This window comes from Rhodococcus yunnanensis NBRC 103083, assembly GCF_001895005.1.
Taxonomy (GTDB): Bacteria; Actinomycetota; Actinomycetes; order Mycobacteriales; family Mycobacteriaceae; genus Rhodococcoides; species Rhodococcoides yunnanense.
The window spans coordinates 188,490-201,163 of sequence record NZ_BCXH01000011.1; the positions used below are offsets into that span (position 1 = coordinate 188,490).

At 63.3% G+C, this 12,674-nt stretch carries 16 protein-coding genes; 5 read left to right on the forward strand and 11 right to left on the reverse strand.

Annotated features, from left to right (window positions below; all coding sequences use genetic code 11):
- Positions 1–421: 421 nt before the first annotated feature.
- Genes RY1_RS18255 through RY1_RS18270 form a run of 4 tightly spaced genes read right to left on the reverse strand, consistent with a single transcriptional unit; the run spans position 422 to position 4,064 of the window.
- Positions 422–889, reverse strand: a complete 468-nt coding sequence (locus tag RY1_RS18255; protein ID WP_139279906.1) for a hypothetical protein — start codon at positions 887–889, stop codon at positions 422–424.
- A complete protein-coding gene (locus RY1_RS18260) occupies positions 886–2,202 on the reverse strand; it encodes a hypothetical protein (protein ID WP_218019817.1) in 1,317 nt (438 codons plus the stop codon). The genes RY1_RS18255 and RY1_RS18260 overlap by 4 nt, the downstream gene beginning before the upstream one ends.
- Positions 2,186–2,881: a hypothetical protein gene (locus RY1_RS18265; RefSeq protein ID WP_072805418.1), complete on the reverse strand. Its 696-nt coding sequence runs from the start codon at positions 2,879–2,881 to the stop codon at positions 2,186–2,188. Before RY1_RS18265 ends, RY1_RS18260 begins: the two co-directional genes overlap by 17 nt.
- Before the next feature lie 34 nt (positions 2,882–2,915).
- Complete coding sequence (locus RY1_RS18270; RefSeq protein ID WP_072805420.1) at positions 2,916–4,064, reverse strand: hypothetical protein; 1,149 nt, start codon at positions 4,062–4,064, stop codon at positions 2,916–2,918.
- 200 nt (positions 4,065–4,264) lie between these two features.
- Here RY1_RS18270 and RY1_RS18275 point away from each other — a divergent pair, with 200 nt between their 5' ends.
- Both RY1_RS18275 and RY1_RS18280 read left to right on the forward strand, forming a co-directional pair.
- Positions 4,265–5,650, forward strand: coding sequence for a sigma 54-interacting transcriptional regulator (locus RY1_RS18275; protein ID WP_072805421.1), 1,386 nt, complete (start codon positions 4,265–4,267; stop codon positions 5,648–5,650).
- Positions 5,650–7,599 carry a vWA domain-containing protein gene (locus tag RY1_RS18280; RefSeq protein WP_072805423.1) on the forward strand — a complete coding sequence of 650 codons (1,950 nt, stop codon included), beginning with the start codon at positions 5,650–5,652 and terminating at the stop codon, positions 7,597–7,599. The genes RY1_RS18275 and RY1_RS18280 overlap by 1 nt, the downstream gene beginning before the upstream one ends.
- Here the strand turns inward: RY1_RS18280 and RY1_RS18285 are convergent.
- From RY1_RS18285 to rpmB, 7 genes are all read right to left on the reverse strand, one after another.
- On the reverse strand, positions 7,596–8,177 hold the full coding sequence (locus tag RY1_RS18285) for a DUF1707 SHOCT-like domain-containing protein (protein ID WP_072805424.1): 582 nt from the start codon (positions 8,175–8,177) through the stop codon (positions 7,596–7,598). The two genes, RY1_RS18280 and RY1_RS18285, sit on opposite strands and share 4 nt — an antisense overlap.
- A 25-nt stretch (positions 8,178–8,202) precedes the next feature.
- Positions 8,203–8,667, reverse strand: coding sequence for a hypothetical protein (locus RY1_RS18290; protein ID WP_072805425.1), 465 nt, complete (start codon positions 8,665–8,667; stop codon positions 8,203–8,205).
- A 57-nt stretch (positions 8,668–8,724) separates the two neighbouring features.
- Entirely contained in the window at positions 8,725–9,648 is a 924-nt protein-coding gene (locus RY1_RS18295) for an AEC family transporter (protein ID WP_072805426.1), read from the reverse strand.
- A gap of 111 nt (positions 9,649–9,759) precedes the next feature.
- Complete coding sequence (gene rpsR / locus RY1_RS18300) at positions 9,760–10,014, reverse strand: 30S ribosomal protein S18 (RefSeq protein WP_008719028.1); 255 nt, start codon at positions 10,012–10,014, stop codon at positions 9,760–9,762.
- A gap of 14 nt (positions 10,015–10,028) precedes the next feature.
- On the reverse strand, positions 10,029–10,334 hold the full coding sequence (gene rpsN, locus RY1_RS18305; protein WP_072805427.1) for a 30S ribosomal protein S14: 306 nt from the start codon (positions 10,332–10,334) through the stop codon (positions 10,029–10,031).
- Position 10,335: 1 nt separating this feature from the next.
- Positions 10,336–10,506, reverse strand: a complete 171-nt coding sequence (gene rpmG, locus RY1_RS18310) for a 50S ribosomal protein L33 (RefSeq protein ID WP_174565417.1) — start codon at positions 10,504–10,506, stop codon at positions 10,336–10,338.
- Positions 10,503–10,739, reverse strand: a complete 237-nt coding sequence (gene rpmB, locus RY1_RS18315; protein WP_072805429.1) for a 50S ribosomal protein L28 — start codon at positions 10,737–10,739, stop codon at positions 10,503–10,505. The genes rpmG and rpmB overlap by 4 nt, the downstream gene beginning before the upstream one ends.
- A gap of 76 nt (positions 10,740–10,815) precedes the next feature.
- Between rpmB and mrf the strand changes: the two genes are divergently transcribed.
- The 3 genes from mrf to rpmF are packed head-to-tail and all read left to right on the forward strand — an operon-like array spanning position 10,816 to position 12,527.
- The gene (mrf, locus tag RY1_RS18320) at positions 10,816–12,099 is read left to right on the forward strand and encodes a ribosome hibernation factor-recruiting GTPase MRF (protein ID WP_174565414.1); all 1,284 of its coding nucleotides are present in this window, start codon (positions 10,816–10,818) and stop codon (positions 12,097–12,099) included.
- On the forward strand, positions 12,096–12,356 hold the full coding sequence (locus RY1_RS18325; protein WP_072805430.1) for a type B 50S ribosomal protein L31: 261 nt from the start codon (positions 12,096–12,098) through the stop codon (positions 12,354–12,356). The genes mrf and RY1_RS18325 overlap by 4 nt, the downstream gene beginning before the upstream one ends.
- Before the next feature lie 3 nt (positions 12,357–12,359).
- The gene (gene rpmF, locus RY1_RS18330; RefSeq protein WP_072805431.1) at positions 12,360–12,527 is read left to right on the forward strand and encodes a 50S ribosomal protein L32; all 168 of its coding nucleotides are present in this window, start codon (positions 12,360–12,362) and stop codon (positions 12,525–12,527) included.
- Positions 12,528–12,674 lie beyond the last annotated feature (147 nt).

The window sequence follows — 12,674 nt, forward strand, 5'->3', positions numbered from 1 at the left end:
GACAAGCCGTGTGAGGGCAGCGGATATCAAGCTCCGCAGAGCTTCGCAGTCCTCAGAATCGGCATCTACTCTTAGCGGGCGTAAGCCGGAGAGCAACGGAAGAATCTCGGTAAGCATGGATCGCGCGCGTGCGTACAGCGATGCCTGGCCTCCGCTGACTGTGCCCAGATCGGCCTGCATCGAAAATCCTCGTGGTGTGTGTTTTACCTCGACGTGACCTTCGACATCGGAGACATCGAATGCGGCCCCGAGCGCAGCGAGAAATCCGCGGGAATCCTCTTTCTTCGGAGTCCATGCGAGGACTTCGCGAAGTACGTTTCGGACGACCGGTGTCTCGTCGGCGCCATTCACGGGTGATCGTCGGTTGCGCGACGAGGTGTCGAAGGGCGGAAAGAGTTCGTCTGTGTTGATCGCTTGGACTTCATTCACGACTGCCTCCATGTCGATGCTGGGTCCGGGTGAATCCCGGGCCGTCCGAGAACCCGACTCTTTGGATCAGTGCACCATCGAGTGCGGTGAGGGGTGATTCACATCGAGCCACGGCGAGCTCGACCCCTCCAACCCATGTCTGCCATTCCCGTCCACGTCCGCGGGCGGCCCGCCGAAGCTCGTAGACCGGCCGAAATGCCCTCAGGTGCATCCAGTAGAGCCTGTTCGCTTCACTGACCTCGGCGAGAGGCGTAGTTCGGGGTAGCAGCCGACGTGCGTCGTCGAGTGAGCCTTGAATATCACCGACGCGGTCTCGAAGGTCGTCGACCACTGCGAGGTCGGCGTCGGAGGGATGGTCCTCGTTGACCGTTATCGCCAAGTCGGTGATCGACTGCCACGCCTCGTTCAGCCGATCGAGAAGCTGTGTCTCCGGGAACTCGATATCTCCGGTCATCGTCACCGCCTGGACAGTTCGAGGTAGAAATTCCGCATCAACGTCTCCGGTTCTGCCAGACCACGATCGACTGCAACGCGCACTGCGCCGATCAGAAATCGCTCTGGAATCACGCCGGGGTCGATGCCCGAGGCGAGACGCTGCGCTGCCTCCTCGATCATGACTTGGTGTCGCGGTTCGAAGAAGATCACTTCGCGTAGCGACTTTCGCCCCAGTCCGACGAACTTGGTTCCGACCACCGCCTCGACGACCAATGGGATGGCGCGTTCTGCGGTGTCGAAAAGTTGCGCCGGCATGGTGTGGGTAGATGTGTTCGGATACAAGCGATGCCAGACCGCGGCATAATGTTGTGCTACATCGTCGAATCCCATACTGCTCAAGAGGTGGAAGGACAATTTCGCGCGGAGGTACGGCGTGGGGTGGACGCCGCGCGGTGAGTAGTCGAGTACTTGTTCGGGTGCGCGTCCAATGACGTCGAGCAACGATGCCACGAATGCCTCCCCGCCGAGTAGAAGACCGAGCATGTCGCCGAAAATTTCGCGATTCCATCTCGCCCAGATCAGTTGCGCCTCGCGGGGTGCACCGGCCGAGCCGAGTCGATGCACGATCGCGGCGGGTACTTCGCTCTGCAGATCGAGCTCGTTCTGCAGGTTGTGACTCACCTCATGCAGGATCGCTCCCATCGTCCACGGGTTGACTAGCCGATGATAAGGAAGCTGAACCAGTGGAAAGGGATTCGACTGCCGTCCTAGTTTTCGAAGCGGAATTCCCCGACGGTAGGTCGCAGGCGAGAATCCGGTTCGCATGTATGCGAACGGTGGCGGCGACGGAATGCTGCGGGGTTGGCCCAGGTGCATGAAGACGTGTTGATAGCAGTCGAGTGCAATGCGATCACACGAGACCAGCCACACCCCGAATGCGCTCTGACGTTGTCCGAACAGTTCGAAGTAGAAGTCCCACACTTTCTCGGTTGCCCGAACCCAGTCGTGCGCGCGGCTCTTGGCGGTCAGCAGTGTCTCGGCGCGAGAGGCCATTGCGTCCGTTGACGGGGACCCCGCTGCCTGTTCCAACACGTGCACAGCGCGGTCCAGCGGTGTGCGCAACTGGCCGAGAAGCGAATTGACTGCATGAATATGCCCTGCAGTTGGCCGCGCGATGCTGTCACCGAATTCGTCACGTCGAAAGTCGCGAAGAGCATCCAGATGGCGCCGCACGTTGAGTGCCTGCCCGGCAGCGAACCGGCTGACCGTGATCGGTTGCGGCACGGGTGCCGGTGCCGACGGGCGAGCGTCGACCACCGGACTAACGGGCGCGGCCACGGCTGCGCCTGTTCGCTGGCCCGCTGAGTGAATTGCGTTGCCATCTGGCACGACTCCGAAATCGATCGTCGAAGACTTTTACGGCGCGCAGCGAACGGCGTCGGTCCGGTCCGGACAACACGCGGTTCGCCATCGTGCCGAGAGTGTCGAGAACATCACCGGGCTCGAGCGTGTCTTCGCGGTTCCGGTCCGCGAGGCTCTGTGCGGTTCTCGTCAGAATGATGGGCACCGCCCGAACTAGCCGCCGCGTGTTCGGGTCTTGCCGCAGGGTGCGAACCAGGCGAGCTGCACCTCGAATGAGCCCGGGTCCGTTGGACGCGATGATGGCCGACGCGCTCGGGACGAGTTGTGCCAACAGCGGGACGGTGGCGCCGATGAATGCCTCTGCCTCCGACTCGGATTCGGCCTCGGATGCCTTCGTCGCCAGACGAGCCATCAGCTCGGCATCACGGTAGATGCGTCTCACGGGATTCACGAAGCCTTCTAGTTCTTCTTCCCGTTCGGCTTCGAACTCGTCCTCCAGTTCGCCTTCGGCGGTCAACTCCGCCTCGGCCTCCGTTTCGAATTCGAAAGCAGCCTTTGGGCCCTGATCTGTCGCGAACGTCTCGAATTCATTCTCCAATCGTTCTTCTTCCTCGCCTTGTATGGCCGGATAGCGGTGATCGAGTGCGGAAGTCATCGAGTTTCTCCTTGTGGCATACATCCGATGTAGGTCAGCTAACGCGGCGGGACGCGACGGTGGACGGTCGCCCTGCAGGGCGACCACCTCGCGGAAGACGGACGTCGCTGACGACACGGACCGTTCGCGCCGGATGCGATCCCTTGGCTGGAATCCGAACTGGGGTGACGACTCGAACGAAGCCCGCTCTTGGCCTTCCCGGACCCGATCTGTCGCCGATCACCTTGTTGGACAACGGTGTCCGACGCACATACGGCACACCGCGGCTTCTGGCTGCCTGCGGATTGTAGGCACGGTGGTACGCAAGTCCGCGCGAGTGCCGCTGCAGACCCGAAGCGAGACCACGCCCGCGCAGCACCTTGTTCGACGATACGGCCAGAAGTCGGCCTACCGCAGCGGGACTCGACGTCGCGCCACCGGCCTGTCGGATCAGACCGGCCCCAGTCGCGCGTGCAATGCTCGGTATCAAACGGAGCCCCGGGCGTGTCCGCCGATCTCGATACAGAATTCTGGTGATCGCTGCTGTTCCACGCAGTAGCGCAGGAAGTACTTGTTCGAGCTCACGACGGTCGCGTTGTGATAGTCCGAGCGACACGGCTGCTCCTGCGAACGCCTCGGCTTCTGCCTCCGTCTTGGCCGACGCTGCGTTCGCTGCAAACTGCTCGGCGAGTGCCTCGGATCGACCGACCGGTGCGGTCGCCAGGCTCTCCAATTCGGCTTCGACCTCGGACTCACCTTCGCTTTCGAATTGCGAGGCTACCGCCCGCGCAACGGCCCCGGCCGCGGGCCCACCGACAGCGGTCGCAACCAGCGGTGCAATGGTCTTGAGAAACGGCTTCGCGATCTTCAGTACTCGGCCGATATTCTTGAAGAACTCCTCGGCCTCCTGCTCGGCTTCCTCCTCTCTGTCGCCTTCGAGTTCGTCCTCGTATTCTGCCGCAATCGATGGCGACAGTCCCGAAAGGCTGGAGAAGTCCTCGTTCTCGTCCTCGAGTTCGAGTTCCAACTCGTCTTCGTATTCGCCTTCCAGTTCGTCTTCCCACTCGTCTTCGTCTTCTGCCTCGCCGAGTACAGAGCCTGTAAGCGAGGAAAGTCCGCCGACCAGAGACTCGCCTTCGTCCTCGAGTTCGACTTCGAATTCGTCCTCGTACTCGGCTGCTGGTCCTTGCATGAACTGAGTCATGGAGTCCTCCTGGAGTCCTCTGATTCCGGATGGTCCGTAGTCGGATGCTGTCTCTGTTATCTCAGCCCTGTCGGGTGCGCCGGTTCAGTCACATTTACGATGGAAGCTCGTTCTTGGCCCCATGTTCAGGGTCACTCGAATCTGCGACTGCAATTTCGGACGAGGGTGCACAAACGTGCGAACGCTCGTAGCGTGGAGAAGTGACCTCTACCAAACCAGGAATCACCACCGTAGGCGAGTTGCGCGCGACCGGACACGTGCAGCGTTCCGTCAAAGAAGAACTCCGGGAGAATTTGCTCGACGCCCTTCGTGAGGGCAGGTCTGCGTGGCCGGGGATCCTAGGGTTCGACAAGACTGTGCTTCCGCAGTTCGAGCGGGCCATCCTTGCTGGTCATGACGTTGTTCTGCTCGGTGAGCGGGGTCAGGGCAAGACCCGTCTGCTGCGCACACTGAACCTGTTGCTCGACGAGTGGGCGCCCGTCATCGACGGCTCCGAACTCGGCGAGCACCCCTACGATCCGATCACCCCCGCAAGCATCAGGAAGGCGGCCGAGCTCGGCGACGAACTTCCCATCGCGTGGCGTCATCGAAGCGAGCGTTACTCCGAGAAGCTGGCCACCCCGGACACCTCGGTCGCGGACCTCGTCGGTGACGTCGACCCCGTCAAGGTCGCCGAAGGTCGGAGCCTCGGCGATCCGGAGACCATCCACTTCGGCTTGGTTCCACGCAGTCACCGCGGCATCGTGGCTATCAACGAGCTTCCCGACCTGGCCGAACGTATTCAGGTGTCGCTGCTCAACGTCATGGAGGAACGCGATATCCAGGTGCGCGGATACACGCTTCGACTGCCACTCGACGTCGTTCTCGTGGCGAGCGCGAACCCCGAGGACTACACCAACCGTGGACGTATCATCACTCCGCTGAAGGACCGCTTCGGCGCCGAGATTCGCACCCATTACCCTCATGCGCTCGACGACGAGATCTCCGTCATCGAGCAGGAGGCTCATCTGCCGGCGTCGGTCCCGTCGTACCTGCTCGAGGTGTTGGCTCGGTTCACGCGGTTGCTGCGCGAGTCGCCGTCGATCGACCAGCGCTCGGGCGTATCGGCGCGATTCGCGATCGCGGCGGCCGAGACCATCGCTGCTGCAGCGATTCACCGTGCCGCAGTCCTGGGTGAAGGCGACGCCGTGGCGCGGCCGGTCGATCTCGGCACCATTATCGAGGTGCTGCGCGGCAAGGTCGAGTTCGAATCCGGCGAGGAAGGCCGCGAGGTCGAGGTACTCGAACATCTGCTCCGACGCGCGACGGCGGACACCGTGCGTGAGCGACTCGGCGGCATCAACCTGGCGCCACTGGTCACCGCGATCGAACAAGGGGAGCCGGTGGTCACCGGTGATCGCATTGCCGCCAAGACGCTGATCGGTGAGCTGCCCGATCTCGAGGTGCTCGACGAGGTCGCTACTCGGCTCGATGCGTCCTCGGACGGAGAGCGTGCGGCGGCAACCGAATTGGCGCTCGAGGGGTTGTACTTGGCTCGGCGTATCGCCAAGGATCCCGACGAAGACGGACAGACGGTGTACAGCTGATGCCGGCCAGCAGATACGGGCGATATCACGGTGGGCCTGATCCGCTGGCCCCACCGGTCGACCTGCGGGAAGCACTCGAATCGATCGGCAACGACGTGCTGGAGGGCGCGTCGCCGCGTCGGGCATTGCAGGAGATGCTCAGGCGCGGAACGCAGAACACGAGAGGCCTCGACGACCTCGCCGCCGAGGCCAACCGGCGTCGCCGAGAGATGTTGCGCAAGAACAATCTCGACGGCACTCTGCAGGAAGTGCGGGAGTTGCTCGACAAGGCGGTGCTCGAGGAGCGCAAGACTCTGGCGCGGGCACTCGACGACGATGCGCGATTCCAGGAGATGCAGATCGGCGATCTGTCTCCGTCGACTGCGCAGGCCGTGCAGGAACTCGCCGACTACGACTGGCGTTCGTCCGAGGCGCGGGAGAACTACGAGAAGATCAAGGATCTCCTCGGACGCGAGATGCTCGATCAGCGTTTCGCCGGCATGAAGAAGGCTCTCGAAGGTGCGACGGCCGAGGACCGTCAGGCGATCAGCGAGATGCTGAAGGACCTGAACGAGTTGCTCGATGCGCACAACAAGGGCGAGGACACCGACGAGCAGTTCGCGGACTTCATGCGCAAGCACGGTCAGCATTTTCCGGAGAATCCGCAGAACGTGGACGAGCTCCTCGACTCGCTGGCAGAGCGGGCCGCAGCTGCTCAGCGTCTGCGCAACTCGCTGAGCCCCGAGCAACGCGCCGAGCTGGATGCGTTGGCCCAGCAAGCGTTCGGCGATTCGAACCTGCTGAGCCAACTGGACCAGCTGGATCAGAATCTGCAACAGGCCAGGCCGGGCGAGGACTGGGACGGGTCGCAGAACTTCCGCGGCGAGAACGGAATGGGGCTCGGTGACGGCACCGGAGCTCTGCAGGACATCGCGGAGCTCGAGAATCTGGGAAATCAACTGTCCCAACAGTACAACGGGGCAGCGCTCGACGACATCGACGCCGACGCTCTACTGCGTCAGCTCGGTCCCGAGGCGGCGGCGGACGCGCGGACGCTGTCCGAGCTCGAAAAGGCGCTGCAGCAGCAGGGGTTCATGGACAAGGGTGCCGACGGTCAATGGCGGCTCTCACCGAAGGCGATGCGTCAGCTCGGCCAGTCCGCGCTCCGCGATGTCGCAGGCAAGATTTCCCGACGCGGCGGCGAGCGAGACACGCGCAAGGCAGGCGCGATGGGGGAGCCGACGGGGGCGTCACGGGCATGGGAGTTCGGAGACACCGAGCCGTGGGATGTCACGCGCACCGTCAACAATGCCGTGCTCAGGACGGCGGCGGAGGGTTCGACGTTCCCGGTTCGGTTGCAGGTCACCGACGTCGAGATCAGCGAGACCGAAACTCGAACGCAGGCGGCCGTCGCACTGCTGGTCGACACGTCGTTCTCGATGGTCATGGATGGCAGGTGGGTGCCGATGAAGCGGACCGCGCTTGCGCTGAATCATCTTGTCAGCACCCGGTTTCGAGGCGACGATCTCCAGCTGATCGGCTTCGGTCGTCATGCGCAGAAGCTCACCGCATCGGAGTTGGCGGGTCTCGACGGTGCATACGATCAGGGCACCAACCTCCACCATGCGTTGCTGCTCGCAGGCAGGCATCTGCGTCGACACCCCAATGCGCAGCCGGTGGTGCTGATCGTGACGGACGGTGAGCCGACAGCGCATCTGGAACCGGACGGGCACGCGTTCTTCGACTATCCGCCGCATCCGCGGACGTTGGGGTTGACCGTGCGAGAGCTCGACACCATCGCCAAGCTCGGTGCGCAGGTGACCATCTTCCGTCTCGGCGACGACCCGGGACTCGCGCGTGTGGTGGACCGGATGGCGGAGCGAGTCGGCGGGCGGGTCATTGCACCCGATCTCGACGGGCTCGGTGCAGCCGTCGTCAGTGACTATCTGAAGAGGAGAAGGAAGGCCTAGTCCTTGAAGTCGCTGTCCTTCACCTTGATGTCGACGCCGCCCCAGAATGCGATACCCGTGACGACGATGCGGGGAGCGTTCGGGGCGGCTGTTCGGCTGAGATGGTCGAAACCGCCCATGATTCCGGCCCCACGCACTTCGACGCCGATGTGCGGTGGCACGGTGATGTCGATGCCGCCCATGATGGCGACACAGTTGATCGTCACTTCCTGAGCGGAGAACCGGGCCTGGCGCAGGTCGATCTCGCCGCCGCCCCAGAAGGCGATCGCGTCGACTCGTCGGGCGACCGTCCACTCGCCCTTCCTCGTGAAACCGCTCATGATGGCGACGGCCCGGTCGTGGGCCGGCCCGTCGGAGAGCTCTGTTCCGCCGAGCGGGCCGAGCGCGAGATCGCCCGTCAACACGTCGAGTTCGCCGTACGTCCTGGCCTTGTAGGCGGCGGCCGTGCGCTCGTCGTACTCGGCGAGGCTGAGTTGGCCGTCGGCGAGCGCGTCACTGAGGAGCTTGGCAACGAGGTTTCTGTCTGCGTCCGCAGCACGAATATCGGCGCGCGGACGTTCCGGTAGCTGATCGCTCACAGGCAGCAGGTTACCCCGCGACAGCTCAGGCCGCGTTGATGATGGCGCGGTCGCCGAGCGGCGACTGCAGCGTCATCTGCATGGTTCCGTAGACGGCAACCATGATGCAGGCCTTGTCGGCGGCCTCGGGCAGCGTTCCCGTGCGCAATGCGATGACGACCTCGGTGTCGGTCTCGGTGACCTGAGCATCGGCGCCGTAGCACTCTGGGGTACCGGTGACGAAGTGGATGGCGATGGTGTTGGGCGAGATCTGACTCCACGATTCGAACGGAGTCGACGACGCGCGTACCAACTCCGGCGTCGAGTCGAACATCGTCCCGACCTCACCGACCGGGACCTCCACCGGAACCGGGGGAGCACTCGGGCCGTGCAACAGTTCTGCGGGCGCCGTGCTCGACGTGGTATCGGTGTCTTCGTCGTACGTTGCAGCCTCGCTGCTACAGCCGACGAGCAGGACACACAGCAACAGTCCCGCAGCCAGAAACCTCATTCCTCCAAAGTAGCGCTGCTAGCTGAGTAGAACCTTTGGGTCGGACAAGAGTTTCATTCACGCGAGCAACGCGGTCACGAGTGCGATGACGGGAATCGAGATCAGCGTCGTGACGAAGGCGGTATCTCGGGCCATGACGACGCCTCGGTTGTATCGGCTGGCGTAGACGAAGACGTTCTGAGCGGTGGGCAGCGCCGAGATGACGGTGATAGCGAACAGCTCGTGGCCTTCGAGTCCCATGGCCAGTGCCATCAGATATCCGAGGGCCGGTTGCAGCACCATTTTCAGGGCCGACGCGAGCGCGACGTCGCGGCGCGGGCTCGCGCCCTTCTGCAAAACACGAGCCCCGTAGAGCGACAGTCCGAATGCCAACAGTGCGCCGGGGACTGCAGCGCCACCGACGAGGTCGAACGGCTGCATGATCGCTTCGGGCAACTCGATACCGGTGATCGACAGCAGCAGACCGGCGGCGCCCGCGAGCACGATCGGATTCCGGAACGGGGTGACGACGATGTTGCGGATCGACGCCTTCTTACCCATCGTCGACAGGTCGAGAACGGTCAGTGCCAACGGCGAGTAGACCATGATCTGGAACAGCAGAAGTGGCGCGACGAAATTGGCGTCACCGAGTACGAAGACCGCGATGGGGATACCCAGATTGGCGGCGTTGACGTACGACGACGCAAGCCCGCCGATCGTCGCCTCGGGTATGTCCCGTTTCAGAACGAGTTTCGCGATGAGAAAGTAGATCGTTCCGACGGCAAGTGCAGTGACTCCTGCGACCACGAGAATCGGCGACAGGATCACCGCCAGATCGGATTGGGCCAGCGTCACGAACAGCAGGGCAGGTGTCGCGACGAAGAACACGAGGCGGCTGAGCACGAACTGGCCGTGCATGCCGAGCACCTTGAAGTGCGCCAGAATGTAGCCGAGCGCGATGACGACGAAGATGACCGTGAATCCTTCGAGAACTCCGGACATGAAGCGGTCGTCTCGATTCTCTCGGTCGGGGCTGGCTGCGAGTAACTCTAGTGCTCATGCAGAAAGGCCACGCACCCGAGAGGTGCGTGGCCTTTCTGTGAGCAGAAGTCTCTAGCGGCTGGTGAACGGCAGCAATGCCATTTCACGAGCGTTCTTCACTGCGACGGCGACCTGACGCTGCTGCTGCGGCGTCAGGCCGGTGACGCGGCGGCTACGGATCTTGCCGCGGTCCGAAATGAACTGACGAAGAAGGTTGATGTCCTTGTAGTCCACCGTGGTGACCTTGGCAGCATTCAACGGATTCTTCTTCGGTCGACGGCCTGCCTCGGCGCGGACCTTCTTCGACGGTGCTCTCTTGACTGCCATCTGTACCTTTTCCCTTACCAGCTCGACTTGTGGACGCCTGGCAGCTCCCCACGGTGAGCCATCTCGCGCATCTTCACACGAGAAAGCCCAAATTTCCGCAGGTGGCCGCGCGGACGTCCATCCGCAGCGTCACGATTGCGCAATCGTACCGGACTCGCGTCGCGCGGTAGACGCTGCAGTGCCGCTTGGGCCTCGGCGCGCTCGGAATCAGGTGTCGACGGCTTCCGGATGATCTCCTTCAACTCGCTCCGACGTGCGGCCCAGCGTGCGACGACGACCTTGCGTTGTTCGTTCTTGGCGATCTTCGACTTCTTTGCCACGTCAGCGTTCCTCTCGGAAGTCGACGTGCCGGCGGACGATCGGGTCGTACTTCTTCAGCACGAGCCGATCGGGATCGTTGCGACGATTCTTCCTGGTCACGTACGTGTAGCCGGTGCCAGCAGTCGATTTGAGTTTGATGATCGGACGAACGTCGGTGCTTTTGCCCATCAGAGCTTCTCCCCTCGGGCGAGGACCTTGGCCACGACGGCGTCGATGCCGTCACGGTCGATGGTCTTGATGCCCTTCGCCGACAACGTCAGCGTGACGCGGCGGCCGAGGCTCGGGACGAAGTACGTCTTCTTCTGGATGTTCGGGTCCCAGCGGCGGTTGGTTCTGACGTGGGAGTGGGAGACGGACTTACCGAACCCCGGCTTCCTCCCCGTCACCTGGCAGTGCGCGGACATGCGCGCTCCTCTCTAGCTGTTATGACAATCGTTTTCGACAAAGCGGTGATTCGAATGTAGCGTGCTGAAGAAAGGAATGACAATCGTTGTCGAAAGAAGGGAAGTTCTCGTGGACGGTCGCACGCCACTCGTGCTCGTGTCCGGCTGGACCGGAGCGATGGACCACGTGGTGACCTCGCTACTCGCACCGGGCACGGTCGCCGTTCGGCACGACCTCGGTCGGGTACACGAAGGCGTGGTCCGCCGAACGCTGTACGCCGCAGGCGACGCGCCCCGCGAGACGATCCTCGAGCTCGCCCACGGCTGTGTCTCCTGCACTCTGCGAGAAGACCTACTGCCACTGCTACGGAAACTGGCACGGCGAAGTCCCGTGACACGCATCGTGCTCGCCCTGGACCCGGCGCTCGAACCCGAGGCGTTGTGCTGGGCCATCGAGAACGTCGTCGTAGCAGGAACGGTCGGTCAGATCGACGGTCCGGCTGCCCGCGACGTCGGTATCGACGCCGTCGTCACATGTCTCGATGCCTCGACCTGGCTCGCCGACGCCACGGGTGACGACGCACTGGCCGACCGCGGCATCGTCGCCAGCGGTGACGACGACCGGACCGTCGCGCAGTTGGTCGTCGGGCAGGTCGACTACGCCGACGCGCTCGTCGTCACCGCCGATCAGGGTGTGGACGCGTGGGAGCGTGCCAGGCTCGCTGCTGTTCTTGCGCGGCTCGCTCCAGGAGCGCCGATCGCGTGGGTCTGCCCGGGAGACACGCTCGACGCCGAGGCACTCGTTGCGGCAGTGCCCTTCGACGCCAGGCGCGGGGAGGTCTCCGACGCGCACTCGCCGCTGCTACGTGGTCAGCCACCGTTGACCGTCGACTGCGGCGTCACCCTCGTCGAATTCACCGCCACGCGTCCCTTCCATCCCGAACGGTTGCACGAGGCGATCGACGTACTGCTCGACGGCGTCGTGACCGCACGCGGACGGGCGTGGGTGGCAACACAACCCGACGAGGCGCTGTGGATCGAATCCGCAGGCGGCGGACTACGCGTCGCAGGTGCGGGCAAGTGGCTCGCGGCCATGACACCGGAAGAGCAGAACGACGTCGACACCGCCCGACGCGCCATGGCCGCGCTGCGCTGGGACGAGACGTTCGGCGACAGGGATACCTCGCTCGTCGTGCTGATACATGCAGCAGACCCGTCGGAAATCGACAGAACTCTCCAATGGGCGCTGGTCTCCGACGACGAAATGCACATGCGCGACGAGTGGGCCCACTGGACCGACCCCTTCGGCCAGTGGCACGAGGATCCCTGCGAAACAACCGAATCCCCGTATTCGGAGCAATCGAGAGAGGCAACAGAATGAAGCAAGGAATTCACCCCGACTACCACCCGGTGGTCTTCCAGGACGCAGGCACGGGAACACAGTTCCTCACCCGCTCCACCCTCGACAGCACCCGCCAGGTCGAGTGGGAGGACGGCAACACCTATCCGCTCGTGATCGTCGACGTCACCAGCGAGTCGCACCCCTTCTGGACCGGGGCCGCCCGCATCATGGACACACAGGGACGCGTCGAGAAGTTCGAGAAGCGCTACGGGCGCCGCACCAGGAAGGACGTCTGAGCAATGGCTGTACCGAAACGCAAGATTTCCCGTTCGAACACGCGTAGCCGTCGGGCGCAGTGGAAAGCTGTTGCGCCCGATCTGGTGACCGTGCGCGTCGGTGGCCAGCAGTTCCGAGTTCCGCGCAGGCTGGTCAAGGCAGTACAGACGGGCGCATACGACCCGAGTTAACGGGTGGTTCTTCCGGTTGCTGCCGGCGGGGAGCGAATGTCACATTCGGTCTACTGCGGTGACCGAATGTCGCCTTCGCTCACTCAGAGTGACTGAATGTCGCCCTCGCTCACCGCGGAGTGACTGAATGTCGCCTTCGCTCACTCA